Genomic DNA, 18,707 nt, shown 5'->3' with positions numbered 1-18,707 from the left:
CCCGTGCACTCGACCCGCATGCTGACGTCGACCTTCCTCGTCCGAGCCGACCAGGTGCTGCTTGTCTACCGCCGAGGCTCCCGGGCCATCGCCGATTCCTGGGTCGGTATCGGCGGCCACGTCGAGCCTGAAGAGCTCTCCGACCCGGCGGCGGCCGCGCTCCGGGAGCTCGAGGAGGAGGTCGGCGTCACCGCGGACGACATCAGCGACTTCGCCCTTCGCTACACGGCGATGCGGGATACCGGCGCGGAGATTCGCATCACCTACTACTTCACCGCAGTTCTCCGGCCGGAGGCGCCCGTCCCGACGGAGTGCACCGAAGGCGATCTTCGGTGGTTCGGGCTGGACGTGGATCCGACGACCCTCGAGATGCCGCCGACTGCTCAGGTGGCCTTCGCGCACTGGCTGCCGAACGGTCGCCACGACGAGCAACTCCGCCTCATCACCATCGACGCTGATGGACGCACAGCGGGCCCACTCCAATGATCACGCTGCAGTTTCAGCCGAATTGGCCTCATGGTGGGCGGATGGTGATCGAGTCCTTGGCGGCGGACGGGGTTTATCGCTCGCAGTTCTCGACCGGGATCTCCAATGGCGGACTGACGGCGTTTCCGGGCGGGGACCGGTGGCGGTGGGAGAGCCGCTTGTTCGCGGGGGAGTACGACGGGAAGTCCGCGGCGGATCGTCCGGTGTACGGGGTGTGGAATCGTCGGCGTGATCCGTACGGCGGGGCGGTTCGCTTCGGGTCGTCGTACTTGCGCTTGAAGGACGAGGTGGTGGACCGGTCGACGTTCTGCTTTCCGGACTCAGCGCTGGACCCGGCGCAGGTCGGGGACAAGGCGATCCTGCCGCGGCTGTGTCAGCTGGCTGACGATTCAGGGGCCGACGAACTGGACGACTACGTCGAGGCGCAGGTCCACGGCCCGGTCCGCCTGGATGCCGACGTCGATGCCGTGGTGCTGGACCCGTCGTTCGCCGGCACGGCAGTCGAAGAGGCAGCGCGCCGACTGGGATGCACGGTCGAGGTCCACCCGGGTTTCCGCGGTACGACGGCCGATTTCGACCCGGCGTACCGCGGAGCGCACATCGTCGACCTGGCACGTTCCCTCGGCGACGAACTGACGCCGTACCTGCTCGGTCACGCCGCCCGCTCTGGCGCCCACCCGGCACAGTCCATCAAGCTGGTCTGGCACTACCTCGCCCGCTTCGGCCCGGTACTCCCGAAGCTGGCCCGAACCGACAGCTAGCTAGCGGGTGCTGGGGCGAGCCCAGCCAGTCAGCGGTCGACAGTGAGTCGGGCGACCACCAGTCGCCGCCGGGGGAGGTGAGGTTGGCGCACGGCGGCATGTCAGCGAGCTCAGGAGTGGTCGCGGGTGCCCTGTTCGGTGTGGGCGAGGAGGTCCACCAGTTGGCCGACTGTTCGCTGTCGCAGCAGAGCCTCGGGCAAGGGTTTGTCGACCTGGACCCGGTAGCTGTTGCGGCGGCCGTTCTTGTCCTTGACCACGTATCCGGCTGCCACCAGATCGGTGACGATGCCGAACGCCGCGCGCTCGGTGATGCCGAGCGTGGCCGCGATCTCCCGCAGTCGCACGCCCGGGTCGTGAGCGATGCACAGCAGCGCCCGCGCGTGGTTCGTCAGGAAGCCCCAAGCCATGACACAGAGCATACCGGTTTTCCAGATCTAGGAACTCTATTGCTAGTATTGAGATACCAGCGTAGGTTTAGTCGTGGAACTGGTTTGCGGGTCTACGTAAGCCGCTCCACCACAGGAAGGCACACCATGCGCTGCACGCGCGTCGCTCTCTATGACATCAAGACCGGCACCTTCGACGAGGTAGTCACCCAGGCGAAGTCCGGGATGGTTCCCTTGTTCACGGACAGCACCGGCTTCGTGTCCTACGGGGTTGCCCAGGTCGACAAGAACGCTTTCGTCTCCATCAGCACCTGGGAGAACCGGGCGCAGGCTGACGCGGCCGCCGTCAAGGCCGCGGACTGGGTGAAGGCCAACAGTCGGGACCGCTTCACCCTGCGCGACAACTACGTCGGTGACCTCGCCATCGACACCGGCCATCGCGAGCCGGCGCCGATCACCCACTAGATCGTCCCGGTAACGAGCCCCGCCGCGCATCGCGACGGGGCTCGTTGCCGGTCCGTCTGTTCGCCGCCGGCTTCGGGAATCCGGGCCAACCCACGTGCGAGCGTCCCCCTACGCCCAGAAGCGACGCCACACCTCGCGCTTCATCTCGGCGAGGGCATCGACAATGTCCTGCTCAGTCTCGGCACTGTCGGCGACCCCGAGTACCCGACCAACATCTGTCCACGAGGCGCCCGCCGCGCGAGCCTCACGGATCGCCTCACCAAGCGCCTTCTCGACAGCCACTGACGCTCGACAACATTCGCGCACCGCCGCTAGCGGATCTTGCTGCCACCGACCATGCTGCCGGAGCCGAAGCCGTTCACCGTGCCCAGAGAGCCGCAGATGGGGAGCTTGTGCCAACACGGAGACCACCTCCTCGTTGAACTCCTTCGAGGCTAGCGCGCCTCCTCGAGGCCCGGAAGCCAGGTCACGAACCGCATTGGGACGCAAACGCAGCCCACAAAGGGTCCCGATGTACACCCGAGTCAAGCGGCGGCGGTGCGCCTTCTTTTGAGGCGTTCCTGGTCTGGCCATTTGACGTCGTACGCCCAGCCGAGGCGTTCGAACCGCCTGATGAGCCAGGCGTTGATGTCGACCTGTCCTTTGAGTACGCCGTGGCGCGCGCAGGTGGGGTCGGCGTGATGGACGTTGTGCCATGACTCGCCCTGGCTCAGGACGGCGAGCCACCAGACGTTGCCTGACCTGTCGCGGGCGTCGAAGGGCTTCTTGCCGGTGACATGACAGATCGAGTTGATCGAGAACGTGACGTGGTGCATCAGCGCGATGCGGACCAGAGTGCCCCAGAAGAGTCCGGTGGCGGCACCGTGCCACGACCTGTCCCAAAGCCCGCCGATGAGCGCAGGGGTTAGCAGCGAGATCGCCGCCAGCTCACGGAAATGCCGCGAAATCGACACCAGGTCGCGGTCCTTCAGTAGGTCTGGGGCGTAATGCTTCGGGTCAGCGCGATCCTCGCCCCACAGCACCCAGCCGACATGGGCGAAAACAAACCCCTTGGTCACCGCCCAAGCGGTGGTGCCGTAGCGCCAGGGCGAGTGTGGATCGCCATCTCTGTCGGAGAACTTGTGGTGTTTGCGGTGGTCGGCCACCCAGCGGATGCCGGGTCCTTCAAGCGCCATGCTGCCGGCGATCGCGAGTCCGATCTTGAGGCCACGCTTGCTCTTGAAGGAGCCGTGGGTGAAGCCTCGGTGGTAGCCGACGCCGATGCCGGTCGCGGTGATCACGTAGAACACGACCAGGAGGACGATGTCGTGCCAGCCGATCCAGCCGCCCCAGGCGAAGAAGATCCCTGGCAGTAGCGCGAGAGTAGGTAGCACGATGAACACCCAGATGAGCCCACGCTCGAGCTTGCCACCAACGGGTTGGAATTCGCCTGGAGGTGAATCATCGGAACCTGCTGTTGAAGTCATGGTTCACTCCTAGATGCTGGTCTCCTCAGACCGACACCCGAGCACGGGTGGGGCCTTGGCGAGCCGCCTCTTCGGCGGCCCAAGCACGTCGCTTCTGAACCCCGAAGCCTCGCCGTCTCGGTCGGCCCGGGCGGACCGGCGCCGTATCCAAAGGATGCCCCGACGCACGATCATCCACTGGCGACTCCACCCGTAACGATGACACCTGACCACACCGCCTCCCACTCCGCATCGCCGAAGCCGACCCACCGTCCATCGCCAACTGCGCGAACCCGGCAGCTACCACCACGCCTATCGCGGGCGAACTCGAACCGGGTCGAGCCCGGACGCCGCGGCGGCGTGGCGTCCGAACTCGACGTGGCTGAGGGCGACGAATCGGTGCTGTGGGGTCATCCGTTTGCGCGACGCACATCCGGGTGCACCTCGAGGCAGCCGGGGGGGTGACGCCGGCCGGCATGGTTCGGCCGTGAGGGCCGCGCAGACCGCTGCTCACCGAGCCTCTGGTCCATAGACATCGGGCACCACACCGTGGACTCTGTTCTTATAGCGGTCGACCTGCGCGTCCCGCTTCGGCGATGTCGATGGGTCGTCGGTCTGAGTGCGTGGAACCACGGAGGTGGTCATGCTCATACTGCTGATCGTCTTACTGGTGCTCTGGCTTGTCCTGACGATCGTCGGCTTCGCCGTCGAGGGCCTGGTCTGGCTCGGCATCATCGGGATCGTCCTGTTCCTAGGGACCGGGGCGGTCGGGTTCGTTCGGCGCAAGGCCATCCACCGATAGTTGATAGGTCATGCCGTCGGCGAACCGGCCCGCGGCAGCCGGGAGCGGCGTCGACCAGCACCGTCCTCTGATCAAGCTGTTCCCTAGGGCATGCGCCTCGTGTCCGTTCCCGCGCGGCAGGCCAGGCGCCCTCAACATGAACAGATAGCTCCCAAGGAGGAGGCAGCGATGTCAGTGTTCAGGTTTGAGCCCTTCCGTGACCCTGCCCGTGAGCTCGACCGGCTCATGGCGATGGCCGCGAGTGGGACGCGCGCCCCTCTCGCGATGCCGCTGGATGTCTACCGCGGCGAGGACGGCAGCTACCACGTGGAGGCCGACCTGCCCGGCGTTGACCCTGACAGCATCGAGGTGATCGTCGATTCCGGCGCCTTGACGATCCAGGCCGAGCGCAGCCCTTCCTACCGCGAGGGCCAGCAGGTTATTGTCGCCGAGCGATCCCAGGGGTTATTCACTCGGCAACTGTCCCTCGGCGAGGGTGTGGACTCGGAGAACCTCACCGCCGCCTACGCCGACGGTGTTTTGCACGTCACCGTCCCGGCGTCACCGCGGAGCCAGCCCCATAGGGTCGAGATCACCCATTCGGGCGGCGCTGGCCGCACCATCTCGGGGAGCGCCGTCGAGCCGGGTGACGCGCCCGCCGGCAGCACGGGCGGCGCCGGCTGAAGGCGCCTGTGGCCCAGCGTCGTCGGCTGGCCATTGACCGCCGCGCCCTCGCCGAGTTTGCCGGCCCAACTCGTCGCCAGGCGGCCGAGTTCATGCAATGGTCGGCGCGGGCCCTGGGCGTGAAGATTCACGTGTCAACGATGGGGATCGGCGTGGATCGAGGCGGCATCGACACGAACGCCGACGATCCCCAACTGCGGTCATACCCGCCGCCACCAAGATCTGGGCCGCCGGCGTAGAAACATCCCGCTGCGCCCGGTCGGTTGGCCCGGCGCCGTGCTGCAGGTAGGCGTCAGCCTCTTGGTGCTCGTGACGTCGTTTCCTCAGCTTTGGCGCTCGCCTCGGCCGCGTCGGCACGGGCGGTGTCCCGGCTGGCCAGGTGCCACAAGGCGGGCACCACCGGCCTCGACGCTCGCCCCCGCAAGCCCAGGACAGGGCCACATGGAGCGGGTTGGGGGTCGGCAAGACGGCCAGACCCCCGGTCAGGCGTACGGGCCAGTCGCCTCGTCGTGGGCTGGTCGGTCGCCGGAGTCGAGGATGACGGCGGCGGCGACCTGGGCCCAGGCCACGACCAAGGTGGCGGGCGTATCCGAGGTGGGGTCGAGCACCGACAGTTGGGTGGTCTCGTTCTTCCCGACCTGGGTGATCGCCTCGCCTATCTGCTGCTCCATCCCCTCGGCGATGCGCCAGCGCTGGGTCCAGCCGCTGCCGTAGAGCATCAGGTAAGCCACGATCAGGTGCCGTCCGGCGGCAGGAGGATGGGGTTGTTCGACGTCGTCATGACGTCCGCCTCTCGACCGGCCCAAAGCCTCCGGACGGTGGCCACCGGACGGTCAGTCACCTCCACACTACAGCGGTCCACAACGTGGTCCGGAACCCCCGAAGCTGGCCCGGGCCGGTCAGGTCGCCGGCCCTGCCGTAAAAGGTCACGGTGTTCCGGTTCTCCACCACCTGCGGGCCGCCGTGGATCTCGCGGCGCCGCTCGGAGTCGGCGAGGTAGTCGCATGCGAAGATCGTCCGGGGCCGCTTCGGGAGGACCTAGTGGAATCCATTGCCAACGCCTTCGGACTCGGACGACCGGTCGAACCTCTGACTCCGGTCCAGCACACCAGCTTCGAGACCTGGCGTCTTCGAACCGCCTCAGCCGACTATCTCGTCAAACGGCTGTGGGGCCTCGAAGACCCGCCATGGTGGACGCGCATCGAGCAAGGCATGGCGCTGGAGTCGGCCGCGCTGTCGCAGGGTCTGCCGATCGCGCGGCCGGTTGAACCACGCGACCCGGCCTTCGGGTATGCGGCCCGGGTGGACGACCTCGGCACCGTTCGGTTGTACAACTGGATCGATCACCGCACGCTGATTGACGCGGATGACGTGGCTTCGTGGCTCGGACGGGTCGCTGCGGCGTTACACAGTCTGATGCCGCTGACCGACGAGCAGCCGGAATGGCGATGGTGGGGAGTCTTCCCGCGCGATCGCTGGGAAGAGTGGGTGCTGCTCGGCCGCAGCCAGGGCAAGCCGTGGGCTGACGCTCTCCACCGGCAGGTCGGCTTCTTCGACGAGCTGGGACGGTCGATCCAGGCAGCCTTCACCGCAGCCGACGACCAGGTTCTGAGCCACGGCGACCTTGAGCCGTACAACGTCCTGGTCTCTGCCGATGGCCCCGTGCTGATCGACTGGGAGAGTGTGGCCTGTGAGAGCGCCACCCTGGAAATCGGCCGCGCCGCACGGAGTTTCGGCGGTGACGACCCCGTCCGGATCTCGCGCATTCTTCAGGCGTACGTCGACGCGGGTGGCGTGCTGGCCCCGATCGGCGACGATCTCTTCCTCCGCAAAGTCTCGCTCCGGCTGTGTCATCTCGCCGAAGAGCTGGACGTTCAAGTCGGCAAGGAGTCCGCAACAGGCTGGATGCAAGGTCGCGATCTGGATGCCTTGATAAGCGAGCATGTCGATGCGCTTCCACAAGTCGTCGCCGATCTCCGCCGCCTCGCCGCGTCCTGCCTGGGGTGACTTCCAGTCGTCAGCCCAGTTGGTCGCGGCGACGGGTCAGGTAGGCGACTTCGGCAGTGTTCTCCGTCAGTTCGATCGCTTTGTCGTACGCCGCGCGCGACTGCTGACTCCGGCCGAGGCGGCGCAGCAACTCGGCGCGGGTCGCGTGGAACAGGTGGTAGCCGGCCAGCTTGTCCTCGAGGCGGTCGACCGCAGCCAGCGCGACGTTGGGCCCGTCGAGCTCGGCGGCCGCGATCCAGCGGTTGAGCGCGACGATCGGGGAGGGGTCGATGCGAACCAACTGGTCGTACAGCGCGACGACCTGCGACCAGTCGGTGTCGCGCACGTCCCGGACCGACGTGTGTACGGCGTTGATCGCCGCCAGCACCTGGTACCGCCCAGGCGCGACCCCGGCGGCGAGCCGCTCGCGCACGAGTTGATGCCCCTCGGCGATCAGTACGACGTCCCACGCACCGCGGTCCTGGTCGGCGAGCGTGACCAGTTCACCGCTCGCCGAGACCCGCGCCGTACGCCGGGCCTCGGTCAGCAGCATCAACGCCAGCAAACCGGCGACCTCGCCGTCGGTCGGCATCAGGGTTCGAATCAGTCGCGTCAGCCGGATGGCCTCGGCCGTCAGATCGTGCCGCACCGGATCGGAGTCCGGCCCGCTCGCCAGATAGCCCTCGTTGAAGACCAGGAACAGCACCGCGAGGACGCCGGAGACGCGCCGCGGCAGATCCTCCGCGGCCGGCACCCGGTACGGGATACGGGTGGCCTTGATCTTCGCCTTCGCCCGGGTGATCCGCTGACCGACGGTGGATTCCTGCACCAGGAACGCCCGAGCGATCTCGGGCACGGTCAGCCCACCGACCATCCGCAGCGTCAGAGCCACGCGGGCTTCCATCGCGAGCGCCGGGTGACAACAGGTGAAGATCAGCCGGAGCCGCTCGTCGTCGATCACCCCGAGAGGCTCGTGCGGTTCGTCGTCGGACAAGATCTGAGCCTCCTTGTGCTTGTCGTCGCGCTTGGCCTCCCGCCGGATCCGGTCGATGGCCTTGCGGTTCGCGGTCGTGGTCAGCCAAGCTCCGGGATTCGGCGGTACGCCGTCATCGGGCCACCGCGTGACAGCGGTCGCGAACGCCTCGGCGGCTGACTCCTCGGCGATGTCCAGGTCACCGAAACGCTTGGTGAGCGACGCGACGATCCGCGCCCATTCCTCGCGATGGGCCCGGGTGATCGCGTCCTGGACAACGTCGACGGGGTTCACAGGAACGGCCGCACCTCGAGCTTCCGGTTACAGGCTTTGGACGCCGCCGTTGCGAGCTTCAGCGCCACGTCGAGATCCGGCGCCTCGAACACCCAGAATCCGCCGACGAACTCCTTCGACTCCAGGAACGGGCCGTCGCTGAACAACGGCTCCGCGGCCCGCCCGTCGATCACCGTGCTGGTGGCCGGCGCGTCGAGCCCACCGGCGAACACCCAATACCCGTCGGTCCGCAACTGCTCGTTGAAGGCGTCGACCGCGGTCAGCTCCTCCGGCGTCGCGGATCGCGTCCTGTCGTCGATCACTGAGATCAGGTACTGCATGCGTCATCTCCCGTGGTCCGTGCCGCCCACCGTGGACAGCCACTCACCTCTGCAACGAACACCGACAGCCCGATCCGACAGCTGACCCGCAGCCAATTCTGCCTAGGCGACGTCCGGTCGTGTCATCAACGGCGCGCGCAGATGCAGCTCCAGGCTAGGACTCGTCAGGGGTACGGCGTTCCACGTCGCCACCGCAGTACCTGCCACCGAGTCGACCACCAGGCGGACCCGATGCGGAGACGTGATGACGTAGAGGTCGGCGACGAACGTGTCACGCTGCCACGCGCCGGTCGCGACGACTGGGCGGCCGAGCGGCGAACTCTCGCGCCAATCCCCATACCCGACCGCGACCTCAAAGGCTCCGAGCCGCAGCACCCAACCGCCGTCCACCGGATCGACGACCACCGTGGCGCCGTCAGGCAGAGCCGAGCCCTCGGCGGACGCATCGATTCTCGCCTTGGCGGAACGATCCGGGTCGACCGAGCCAGGCAGCACCTCGAGCGACAGCCGTCGCAGCCGCTCGGCGAGCGTCTCATCGTCCCGGGTGCTTCCCACGACCTCCAGACCGGGCAACAGACAGTCCCACAAGAGCCCCGGCAGCGCGTCTGTCGGGTCGACGACACCAGTGATGGCGACCACGAGATCGTGCTCCGGGACCACCACGCAGTACTGGCCGAAGGCGCCGTGACCGTGGTAGCCGTGCCGCGACATCCAGAACTGGTAGCCGTACCCGCTGAGAAAGTCCGGATTCTGCGACCAGCCCGGGAGCGGCAGGGTGTCGGCGTGCCGGCTGGTCGCGAGCTCCACCCACTCGCGCGGGACGAGCTGGCGACCGTGCCAAACACCACCACGCAGCAGCAGCTCACCGAAGGCAGCGACAGCCTCCGTCTGGAGATGAAGCCCGTGGAATCCGAAAGCGGCGCCGCTCGCCACCCGGTCCCACTCGGCGTGGTCGATGCCCATCGGCGTGAAGAGGCGCTCGTCGAGGAATTCCGGGAGGCCGCGGCCGGTGACCCGCTCCACCATCCGGGCGAGGATGTACGTCGTCGAGTTGTCGTAGGTATGCCGCGTTCCCTCCGGCTCGGCGAACGGAACCCGCAGGAAGCCCCTCACCAGATCGCCCGGCTCCAGCTGCCAGGCCTCCTCAAGGCTGTCCACCCCGTGGCCGGCCGTCATGGACAGCAGATGATGGACGGTGATCCGGCGCCCCTGCTCCGAGATGTCGTCTGGAACGTGATCGGGCAGCACGTCCACCACCCGGTCGTCGAGCGAGAGCAACCCGTCCTCGATCGCCAACCCCACGGCGATCGAGGTGAACGACTTCGTCAGCGAGTAGAGCAGGTGCGCACGATCGGCGGAGTACGGCGCCCACCAGCCCTCGGCGACGACCTGACCGCGGTGCACGATCATCAAGGAGTGACACTCGACGGATCGCTCTTCGAGCTGGTCCAGGAGCGTGGCGACCGCGGTGGCGGACAGGCCTGACGCGGCCGGTGTCGACCGTGGCAGCAAGGGGCGCTGAGAAGGCATCCACGGATGTTAATTTGCGGCGGGTCGCGCGGCACCCGCTTATTTCGGTCCGTGCCAGGTCTTCCACAGTCGGCCGTAGACGTGGTCGGCGTTGACGAGCGCGTCGTGGGTTCCGAGTTCGACGAGTTCGCCGGCTTCCATGACGGCGATGCGGTCCGCGTCGTGGGCGGTCTGGAGCCGGTGGGCGATCGCGATCACCGTGCGACCCCGGAGTACGGCGGCCAGCGACTGCTCTGTGTGCCGGGCGGTCTTGGGGTCGAGGAGCGAGGTGGCTTCGTCCAGGATCAGCGTGTGCGGATCGGCCAGGACGACGCGGGCCAGGGAGAGCTGTTGAGCGCTCGCGTCATCCAGGTTGGTGTCCTGTCCGATCTCGGTGTCGAGCCTGCGTGGCAGGTCGTTCGCCCAGACGGCGCCGACGGCGGCGAGTGCGGCGTACAACTCGTCGTCGGTCGCGTTCGGCTTCGCGATCAGGAGGTTGTCGCGCAGCGTGTCGTGGAAGACGTGGTGCTCCTGGGTGATCAGTACGACGTGTTCGCGGAGCTGGTCGGGCGGCAGGTCGGCAACCGGCGTACCACCGATCGTCACCGAGCCGATGTGCGGGCGATCGAGACCGGCGAGCAGGCGCGCGAGTGTCGACTTCCCGGCTCCCGACGTACCGACGATGGCCAGGCGTTCTCCGGGCTGAACGAGCAGATCGATGCCGTGGAGTACGTCGCGAGCGCCCGTGTAGCTGTAATGCGCGTCGGTCACCCGGATCCGATCACCGTGGACCTCTGGAGTGCGCTTCGCCTCCGCCTGCGGGATGTCGGCCAGTCCCTCGACGCGCGCGTACGAGGCGCCGGCCCCTTGAAGCTGTTCGATCCAGAGCATGACGGTGTCGAGCGGGCCGACGAGCTGGCGCAGGTACACCGTCGCGGTGACGACGACGCCGAGGCTGACGAGGTCGTTCGCGTACAGGGCGCCGCCGATCAGCAGCACGCCGACCACGGGCAGCGCGAGCGAGACCTCCGACCATGGGAACAACACGGTCCGCAGCCACAACGCCCCGAGGCGCGCGGACCGGGCCCGCGTGACAGCGGACTCCGTCGCCTGGGTACGACGATGCTCCAGCCCGAGCAGTTCGATCGTACGGGCGCCCTTCGCCGTACTGGCGACGACATCGGCGAGGTCCGCGCCAGATGCCGCGACTTCGAGGTACGCGGGCCGCGCGCGCCGTACGTACCACCGAATGGCTGCTCCGACGCCGATCAGGCACAGCAACCCACACAAGCCGAGGCGTGCGTCGAGGACGAAGACCGCCACGATGAGGAACAGGGCGTGGACGCCAGCGACCAGAACTTCGGGTACGGCGGACCGCAACGTGGTGGCGACGAGCGACGCATCGGTGCTCCCGCGCGCGATCAGATCTCCGGCCGGAAGATGGTCTGCGACGCGAGGCGGCAGCGCCAGCGTCCGTCGCAGGAATCGCTCCCGAACGCGCGCGGCAGTGCGCTCGCCGAACCGGTAGCCGATCTTGAGCGCCCACCACGTCAGAACGGTCTGCGCGACGGTGAACACCAGCGCCCCGAACGCGAGCCGATCCACAGTGCCCAGTACGTCGCCGGTGCCGGCTTGAATCGTGTCGATGATCCGGCCGAGGAGCCACGGGCCCACCAGACCCGCCGCGGCAGCGAGCCCATTGACCAGGACGAGCCCGATCACAGCGCCACGGTCCTCACTCAGATCACGGATCGCCGCGGCGCGGACTTCGGCAGATCCCGCGATCGGAAGCTGGTTACTCAACTTCGTCACCGTCCTGGGCGCGGGACACCAGGTCGCGATAGCAGGAGTCGCTGCGCAGAAGGTCCGAGTGCTTCCCGACCGCGGACACCTTGCCGTCAACCAGGAGGACGACCTCGTCGGCGCGGTCCAGGACGAGCGGGGACGTCGACGTGATCAGCGTTGTCGCACCCTTCCGCGCTTCCCGGATCCGGTCGATCATGGCCGACTCAGTGTTCGCGTCGACCGCCGACGTCGGGTCGATCGCGAGCAGAACGTCGGGTGTGGAGTAGACAGCGCGGGCCAGCCGGATCCGTTGCCGCTGGCCACCGGACAGATCACTGCCGCCGGCCGCGATCGCTGCGTCCAGACCGCCGGGCAAGGCCTCGACAACGTCCTCGGCCACGGCAATGTGGAGTGCGGCAGCGATCCGGGCGTCATCCGGCTCAAGGCGGCCGGAGACGATGTCCCGAACCGTGCCGGCGAACACCTCGGCATCGTTGTCGGCGACAACCAACCGGCTCCTGAACTCGTCCGGGGCGACGTCTGCAATCGGGACAGTTCCCCAGGTCACGCCCGTGTCGGCATCGGTGGTCAGCCCGAGCCGCTCGATCACCGCGCGTGCGTCCGCCGGCTCAGCAGCGACCAGCGCCGTGAACAGGCCGGGGCGAACGATCAGTCCTGAATCGGGGTCGACCAGCGGGCCGGCGCCGAGGGGGAGTGGCTCTGGATCGCGGACGGCCTCGCGAGCGAGCGGCAGGTTGAGCAGGCCGATGATCCGCCGACCCGCCACTCGGGCGCGAGCGATGTCACCGGCGCCTTCGATGAGAGCCGCCACGGGTACGACGAGCACAGCGACGTACCCGTAGACCGCGACGACATCGCCGATGGAGATGGCTTCGGTGGCAGCCATTCGGGCGGACAGCCACACGACCGCGGCGAGGAACAGCGCGGGTAAGCCGGTCGACAAGGCACCGACCCAACTGGCGGGCCCGGCGACGCGGTAGCCGTGTCCGACCAGGGTTTGCGACTGCTCGGCGTACCGCTCGGAGACGAAGGTCTTGCCGCCGAGGCCGTTGAGGACGCGAAGACCGGCCAGTACGTCGACCAGGCGCGTCGTCAACCGGCCTTGGTGCACGCGGTACTCGCCGCCCGTGCTCTCGATGCGCTGCAGGAACGGACCGATCGCGAACGCGACCAGCGGGACTCCGGCGAGAACCACCGCGGCGAGCAAGGGGGAGATCGCGAACAGTACGGCGGCGACGACGACGTACGCCACGACTGCACCGACACCGGGACCAGCGACCGTGAGCGCCTGCGCGACCGTGTACACGTCGGCGATGCCGACCGTCACGACCTCACCGGCGTTCAGGCGCCGGCCCAACGAGGCGCCCAGCCGGGAGGTGTGCCACACCGTGGCCCGGACCGAGCGGAACGATGCGTCCATCCGGGCCTTGGTCATCGTCCGATGCCTCGCGATCGACAGCAGTGCGTTGAGCACGCTGACCGCCAGCAGGAGCAAGGTCCACTCGACGAGGGCGGTGGTGTCGCCGGCGACGAGTCCGTCGTCGATCGCGTGCGACAGGACCCAGGGCGGCACGGTCAACCCGACCATCCAGGTACTGCCCAGCACCGCAGCCCACGTGATGCGCCCGGCCTGCGATCGACTCAGCCAGAACAGCAGGCGGTACGGCGTCGCCAGATCGCCGGCCGTTGGCGGGGTCCAGCTGTCGTTCGTTCTGTCCAGCCACTCACGAATCGGCGTCATCGGTCACATCGACTGCCGTGCCTGGGCGCTGGCCATGCGCAGATGCTAGCGACTTCGTGATTGCATTCACAAGGGGGTACGGCGGCCCTAGGCGCGGTCAGGCCGGGACGCGACGATGTGCAGGAATAATGGGATCCGCGACCACTTGTTGCCGGGGTCATCAGTCGCGTGTTCCCGGAGCCGTTCGATTACCAGCCCGGCGTCGGCGAGCGCCTCCGTGTAGGTCTGGAGTGGGCGGTGAATGCCGTGGTACGTCATCGACAGACCGTCCCTCTTGCGGGTGGTGGTGTAGTGCCTGGGTTCGGTGTAGGCGTCCCGGATCACGAAGGGCGGGTTCGCTGCGTCTGTGTCGAAGGACCCGGCCGAGTTGAGTGGGTGCACGATCGCCATCACGAGCTTCCCGCCGACCGCGAGGATCCGGCCGATCTCCGCAATCGCAGGTACGGCGTTGTCGATGTCGTGCAGGCTCATGAAGGCGACCGCACAGTCGGCGACCGCGTCGGGCAGCGGCAGGTTCATGGCGTCTGCGACGATCGCCGGCACCGGATCGTCCGGGTGCGTCGCCGCGGATCGGCTCATGGTCAAGGACTGGTCGACGGCCAGGACGCGATGTCCCCGGGCCTGCAACTCGCGGCTGACGCGGCCCTCACCGGCGCCGACGTCCACAGTGAGCCGGCCAGGTGGCGGGATCAACGGCAGGAAAGCCAGCTTGTGCTCGCTGTAGCTGTCGAGCCCGCGCCGCGTCCATTCGATCCACGCTCCGGCATTCGCATCCCAACCATCAGCCAGTCGCCGCATCCCTGCACCTTATCGACCGCGCCAATCGATATTCTCGCGGTCGGCCACCCCTTACGCGGAAGGTACGAGCACTGCGCTATGGAGAGCTATCCGCTGTTTGACGTGCGGGTCACCACACCGAGGCTGGAGTTGCGTGGTGCCACCGACGAGCTGTTGAACGAGCTCGCGGACACGGTGCGCGCCGGTAAGACGGACGCCGACCCGCCGCCGTACGACGACCCGATCTCGCTGTACGAGCCGGATCCCGACCTGCGGGTGGCCAAGTGGCTGCGAGCGATCTGGCGCGGCCGGGGGCGGGTCGAGCCCGAGAAGTGGCGGCTGTACTTCGCGGTCGTCGTCGACGGGCGCCCGGTCGGGATGCAGGACCTCTGCGGCGTCAACTTCTCCACCCTCGGCACCGTCACGAGTTTCTCGTGGCTGGCCGACGACCAGCGCGGGCTCGGCCGGGAGATGCGCGCGGCGATCCTGCAGCTCGCGTTCGACGGCGTCGGGGCTCAGGAAGCGAGCAGCGACGCGTTTGTGGACAACCATGGTTCGAACGCGATCTCACGGGCTCTTGGGTATCAGCCGAATGGTTCGGACTGGGCTACCCGCCTGGGTGAACCCGCCCTCTTGAATCGCTGGCGGCTGACCAGGGCTGCGTGGGAACCCCACCGCCGAGACGACATCCAGCTCCACAACGTCGAGGCTTGCCGGACCTACCTACCCCTGTCCTGACGCGAGGCCGAACCAACGGGTGAGGTGGTTGTCCAGCTCGCGCTGGTCGTCCCCGATCCAGACGATGTGGCCGTCGGGTCGCAGGAGGACGCACGGGACATCCAGTGCAGCGAGCGGATCGGTCAGATAGTCGACTCGGTCTGACCATCCGCGGACGGACAGGCGCTGGGTGCGGTCCAGGAGTAGGCCGCGGCCGTGGTGCAGGCGCTCGTAGAGGTGGCCCTGCTCGAGGTCGATGTCGCGCAGACGGCGGCCGAGGAGATCGTCGCCTTCTTGGAAGTCGTAGCGGATGTCGATCGCGGTGATCTTCTCGATCAGGTAGCGGTTGACCTGGTCGAAGTCCATCAGTTGGGTGAGCAGCCTGCGTACGGCCTGCGGGCCTGGTTCGGTGGACAGCAGTTCCATTTGCGCGCGGGTGTTGTCGAGTACGTCTTCGGCGACCGGATGGCGTTCGGCGTGATACGTGTCGAGCAGTGTTTCCGGCGCCCAGCCCTGGATCTCCGCGGCCAGTTTCCAGCCTAGGTTGAAGGCGTCCTGAATACCGAGGTTGAGACCTTGGCCGCCGGTCGGTGGGTGAATGTGTGCCGCGTCGCCGGCCAGCAATACCCGACCGACCCGATATTGTTCCACCAGCCGAGTGGCATCGCCGAAACGCGACAACCAGCGAGGAGAATGTACTCCGAAGTCGGTGCCGGCGATGGCGCGCAATTGTTTTTGGAAAACTTCGAGGGTTGGCGATTCAGGGCTGACTCCTGCAACTGGGACCACGACGCGATAGACCCCTTCGCCGAAGGGCCGCATGCTGAACGTCTTGTGCGTCTCCTGGGTTTCGATCACCTTGGCGGCGATCTCCTCCTGCGGCGCACCGACTTCCATTTCGCCCATCAGAGTCTCGTTCCGCGAGGGCTCGCCAGGGAAGCCGACGCCGAGCATCTTGCGCACCGTGCTGCGAGCGCCGTCACAGCCGACGAGGTACCGCGACCGAACGTGTTCGCCAGTGGACAATTCGACCGTGACTCCGTCGTCGTACTGCACGAAACCGGTCACCCCGGCGCCGTGCCGAACCTCCGCACCTAACTCGATCGCGTGTTCTTCAAGCAGCCGAACAATTACCGGCTGTGGGATTCCTAGCAGATACGCGTGCGCGGAAGCCAGGTCCGCCGGTGCGGGCTTGTTGATGGCGGCGAAGAACCCGCCGGCCGGGCGCTGTCGGCCGTGCTCAAGAAAGCGATCCAGTAGTCCACGCATTGCCATCAGCTCAAGACTGCGAACATGCAAACCGACAACACGCACGATCGAGACGGGCTCGGTTTCCTTTTCCAGAACCAGTACCCGCACATCGTGCAGCCGCAGTTCAGCGGCCAGCATCGCGCCAGTGGGTCCACAGCCCGCGACAATCACGTCGTACACGACCTGATGCTGTTGCGAAGCATTCATAGGAGTTGCCTTCCTGGAGAGCCTTGTCAGCAAGGCGCTCCGGCGACACCTACGTCAATCGCCAACCGTGACCGGACAGCGGAGCACCCACAGCGATACCGCGTTCATGGATCCCACCTCCTCAACCGAAAGTCACGACCACCCGCAAGCTACAAGTCCCATCGTCACCTCGTCCAACCCTTATCCCGAACTGCCACAACGAAGAGCCTGTCGGGGGTACGTCGCTGGCGAACCTCAACGTCGCGCCGTCCTGCATCGCCGCCTCGGTACGTCGCCACTCGCCATCAGCCCGTCGACGGGACTCGCTCGGCGGCAACCATCGCTGATCGAGAAGGCACCGGCGCAGTCTTTCAGCCCTGACCCGAGCACGGGTGCTCGGGACGCTCCGACGTACGCGCGGGTCTGGACGATCTCGCTCCATCCGGTGAACGATGGCCCCACGGCGACGGCCGGTCGGGAGGCCCCAGTGACCCACCTACTCCGAGACAGCGACGCGATGATCATCTACATCGGATGTCCAGAGGGCCGAGACCGGGCGCTGGCAGAGTTCTATCGGGCCCTCCTCGGGATGCAGCTGCACGAGCCGTGGGGCGACCTCGCGCTGCAGAAGCGCCCGCCCGACGCCGACTACATCGCCGGGAAGACGACCGACGGCGGAAGCAAGCTGCGGTTGGGCATCGGGCGGGACGGCTGGTCGGACGACCGCCCACCACGCTGGCCCGACCCCGAGTATCCACAGCACCTGCACTTCGACATCGCCGTACCGGACGCCGCGGCGGCCGAGGAACTCGTACTCAGCCGCGGAGCGACATTGCTGCGGGATCAGGGACAGTTCCGGACGTACGCCGATCCCGTCGGGCACCCCTTCTGTCTGTACGCCGATCCTTCGGCGAAGTCGGCGGAACTGCAGCGCGTCGTGTTCGACTGCTACAGCCCGCGGGCGCTGGCGAGCTTCTACGAGGGCTTCCTCGGTGTGCCGAAGCGGCTCGAAGACTCGCCCACCTGGGTCGTGCTCGACCTGGACGATGACGACGACCTACCGAACCTGGCGTTCCAGTACGCGCAGGTTCGTCCCACCCGGTTCCCGGATCCGGCGTACCCAGCGCAGTTGCACATCGACTACCGATTCCCCGACGGTGCACAGCCCGCGATCGATCGAGCCGAAGGGCTTGGCGCGATCCACATGCCACCCAACCGGTCGACGTCGCAGTGCTACGCCGACCCCGCCGGCCACCCCTTCTGCCTCTGATGGCCGGTCCACCGCGGATCCGGCTCGGGGCGATCGACCCCGACGGCCACCCCTTCTGCCTCTGTCTCGGCTGACGACTAGGGTCTGTCTCGTGGCGATCTCAGACGGTTCAGAGGCGACGAGTTCGAACACACCGGGGGAGTCGAGCCAAGCGTGGCTGGAACTAGCTCCCGACTACGAGCGGGCCCGTACCAAAGAGGACTCACTGGATCGGCTCGTCGAGTGGCCTGCGCAGCGCGAGCTTCTGGGCGATGTCACCGGACGGTCGGTGCTCGATCTCGGCTGCGGCAACGGTGGCAAGCTCGCGCAGTTGGTCCAGCAGGGTGCGACCGATTCCGTAGGTATAGATGTCAGCGGCAACTTCCTTGAAGACCCGCCGCCCGGCCTGGAGTTGATCCAAGGCGATCTGTCCGAGCTCGATTCCCTGCCTGCACTAGCAGGCCGCACCTTCGACCGGATCCTGTTCCTGCAGTCCTTCGGCTACGCGAAAGATCCAGTCCGCACCCTGCAAGCAGCCCGCGCGATGCTGACCGACGACGGCTTCATCCTGCTGACCAGAACACAACCCATCCGGTACGCCGTCGAACGCGCCGAAAGCAACGGAACGACGCTGGGGGAGGAGTACTTCACCACGGCCCAGTTCTCCTACACCAGCGGCTGGAACGACCACATCACCCTGACCAAACGCCCGTACACGATCTCTGACCTGATCAACACCTTCAGCGCCGCGGGCCTGTGGATCGAGACTGCGCTCGAGCCTCAACTGTCCGAAGACGCCCGACGCCGATACCCCCACAAACAAGCCTGGATGAACAAGTACCTCGGCATCCTCATCTTCAAGCTCCGTCCACTACCCGCACGGTAGTGAA

At 67.2% G+C, this 18,707-nt stretch carries 20 protein-coding genes; 9 read left to right on the top strand and 11 right to left on the bottom strand.

Annotated elements, in window-relative coordinates; all coding sequences use genetic code 11:
* Positions 1-18: 18 nt before the first annotated feature.
* Both AC0662_RS06835 and AC0662_RS06830 read left to right on the top strand, forming a co-directional pair.
* On the top strand, positions 19-486 hold the full coding sequence (locus AC0662_RS06835; RefSeq protein ID WP_452201723.1) for an NUDIX domain-containing protein: 468 nt from the start codon (positions 19-21) through the stop codon (positions 484-486).
* Positions 483-1,247, top strand: a complete 765-nt coding sequence (locus AC0662_RS06830) for a DUF3626 domain-containing protein (protein ID WP_452201721.1) — start codon at positions 483-485, stop codon at positions 1,245-1,247. Before AC0662_RS06835 ends, AC0662_RS06830 begins: the two co-directional genes overlap by 4 nt.
* A gap of 110 nt (positions 1,248-1,357) precedes the next feature.
* Here the strand turns inward: AC0662_RS06830 and AC0662_RS06825 are convergent, their stop codons facing one another.
* Positions 1,358-1,654, bottom strand: a complete 297-nt coding sequence (locus tag AC0662_RS06825; RefSeq protein ID WP_452201719.1) for a helix-turn-helix transcriptional regulator — start codon at positions 1,652-1,654, stop codon at positions 1,358-1,360.
* A gap of 126 nt (positions 1,655-1,780) precedes the next feature.
* Between AC0662_RS06825 and AC0662_RS06820 the strand changes: the two genes are divergently transcribed.
* Positions 1,781-2,098, top strand: a complete 318-nt coding sequence (locus tag AC0662_RS06820; RefSeq protein WP_452201717.1) for an antibiotic biosynthesis monooxygenase — start codon at positions 1,781-1,783, stop codon at positions 2,096-2,098.
* A gap of 108 nt (positions 2,099-2,206) precedes the next feature.
* On the opposite strand, the gene AC0662_RS06815 is transcribed toward AC0662_RS06820, so the two are convergent.
* Complete coding sequence (locus AC0662_RS06815) at positions 2,207-2,380, bottom strand: hypothetical protein (protein WP_452201715.1); 174 nt, start codon at positions 2,378-2,380, stop codon at positions 2,207-2,209.
* Between the two features lie 242 nt (positions 2,381-2,622).
* Positions 2,623-3,564 carry an acyl-CoA desaturase gene (locus AC0662_RS06810; protein WP_452201714.1) on the bottom strand — a complete coding sequence of 314 codons (942 nt, stop codon included), beginning with the start codon at positions 3,562-3,564 and terminating at the stop codon, positions 2,623-2,625.
* 622 nt (positions 3,565-4,186) lie between these two features.
* Here AC0662_RS06810 and AC0662_RS06805 point away from each other — a divergent pair.
* Together AC0662_RS06805 and AC0662_RS06800 are read left to right on the top strand one after the other, a co-directional pair.
* Complete coding sequence (locus AC0662_RS06805) at positions 4,187-4,345, top strand: hypothetical protein (protein ID WP_452201712.1); 159 nt, start codon at positions 4,187-4,189, stop codon at positions 4,343-4,345.
* A gap of 168 nt (positions 4,346-4,513) precedes the next feature.
* Positions 4,514-5,008, top strand: a complete 495-nt coding sequence (locus AC0662_RS06800) for an Hsp20/alpha crystallin family protein (protein WP_452201710.1) — start codon at positions 4,514-4,516, stop codon at positions 5,006-5,008.
* A gap of 482 nt (positions 5,009-5,490) precedes the next feature.
* On the opposite strand, the gene AC0662_RS06795 is transcribed toward AC0662_RS06800, so the two are convergent.
* Positions 5,491-5,739, bottom strand: coding sequence for a hypothetical protein (locus tag AC0662_RS06795; protein WP_452201708.1), 249 nt, complete (start codon positions 5,737-5,739; stop codon positions 5,491-5,493).
* Positions 5,740-6,049: 310 nt separating this feature from the next.
* Between AC0662_RS06795 and AC0662_RS06790 the strand changes: the two genes are divergently transcribed.
* Positions 6,050-7,015, top strand: a complete 966-nt coding sequence (locus AC0662_RS06790) for a phosphotransferase (protein ID WP_452201706.1) — start codon at positions 6,050-6,052, stop codon at positions 7,013-7,015.
* A gap of 10 nt (positions 7,016-7,025) precedes the next feature.
* Here AC0662_RS06790 and AC0662_RS06785 read toward each other — a convergent pair whose 3' ends face one another.
* The 6 genes from AC0662_RS06785 to AC0662_RS06760 form a co-directional block, all read right to left on the bottom strand.
* A complete protein-coding gene (locus AC0662_RS06785; RefSeq protein WP_478299041.1) occupies positions 7,026-8,261 on the bottom strand; it encodes an RNA polymerase sigma factor in 1,236 nt (411 codons plus the stop codon).
* A complete protein-coding gene (locus tag AC0662_RS06780) occupies positions 8,258-8,581 on the bottom strand; it encodes a YciI family protein (RefSeq protein ID WP_452201702.1) in 324 nt (107 codons plus the stop codon). The genes AC0662_RS06785 and AC0662_RS06780 overlap by 4 nt, the downstream gene beginning before the upstream one ends.
* A gap of 102 nt (positions 8,582-8,683) precedes the next feature.
* A complete protein-coding gene (locus tag AC0662_RS06775) occupies positions 8,684-10,111 on the bottom strand; it encodes a serine hydrolase domain-containing protein (protein WP_452201701.1) in 1,428 nt (475 codons plus the stop codon).
* Positions 10,112-10,150: 39 nt separating this feature from the next.
* Entirely contained in the window at positions 10,151-11,902 is a 1,752-nt protein-coding gene (locus tag AC0662_RS06770) for an ABC transporter ATP-binding protein (RefSeq protein ID WP_478299039.1), read from the bottom strand.
* On the bottom strand, positions 11,886-13,637 hold the full coding sequence (locus AC0662_RS06765) for an ABC transporter transmembrane domain-containing protein (protein WP_478299037.1): 1,752 nt from the start codon (positions 13,635-13,637) through the stop codon (positions 11,886-11,888). Before AC0662_RS06765 ends, AC0662_RS06770 begins: the two co-directional genes overlap by 17 nt.
* A gap of 87 nt (positions 13,638-13,724) precedes the next feature.
* Entirely contained in the window at positions 13,725-14,435 is a 711-nt protein-coding gene (locus tag AC0662_RS06760; protein WP_452201695.1) for a class I SAM-dependent methyltransferase, read from the bottom strand.
* A gap of 78 nt (positions 14,436-14,513) precedes the next feature.
* Between AC0662_RS06760 and AC0662_RS06755 the strand changes: the two genes are divergently transcribed.
* The gene (locus AC0662_RS06755) at positions 14,514-15,152 is read left to right on the top strand and encodes a GNAT family N-acetyltransferase (RefSeq protein WP_478299034.1); all 639 of its coding nucleotides are present in this window, start codon (positions 14,514-14,516) and stop codon (positions 15,150-15,152) included.
* Here AC0662_RS06755 and rox read toward each other — a convergent pair.
* Positions 15,138-16,562 carry a rifampin monooxygenase gene (rox, locus tag AC0662_RS06750; RefSeq protein ID WP_478299032.1) on the bottom strand — a complete coding sequence of 475 codons (1,425 nt, stop codon included), beginning with the start codon at positions 16,560-16,562 and terminating at the stop codon, positions 15,138-15,140. The genes AC0662_RS06755 and rox overlap by 15 nt on opposite strands.
* A 493-nt stretch (positions 16,563-17,055) precedes the next feature.
* Here rox and AC0662_RS06745 point away from each other — a divergent pair, with 493 nt between their 5' ends.
* Positions 17,056-17,838, top strand: a complete 783-nt coding sequence (locus tag AC0662_RS06745; protein WP_478299030.1) for a VOC family protein — start codon at positions 17,056-17,058, stop codon at positions 17,836-17,838.
* Positions 17,726-18,703 carry a class I SAM-dependent methyltransferase gene (locus tag AC0662_RS06740; protein WP_478299028.1) on the top strand — a complete coding sequence of 326 codons (978 nt, stop codon included), beginning with the start codon at positions 17,726-17,728 and terminating at the stop codon, positions 18,701-18,703. The genes AC0662_RS06745 and AC0662_RS06740 overlap by 113 nt, the downstream gene beginning before the upstream one ends.
* Positions 18,704-18,707: the final 4 nt, after the last annotated feature.

The sequence above is a fragment of the Kribbella sp. NPDC043289 genome (genome assembly GCF_056436705.1).
Note: the sequence above shows the minus strand (reverse complement) of the source record. Positions and strands in the feature narration are given on the sequence as shown.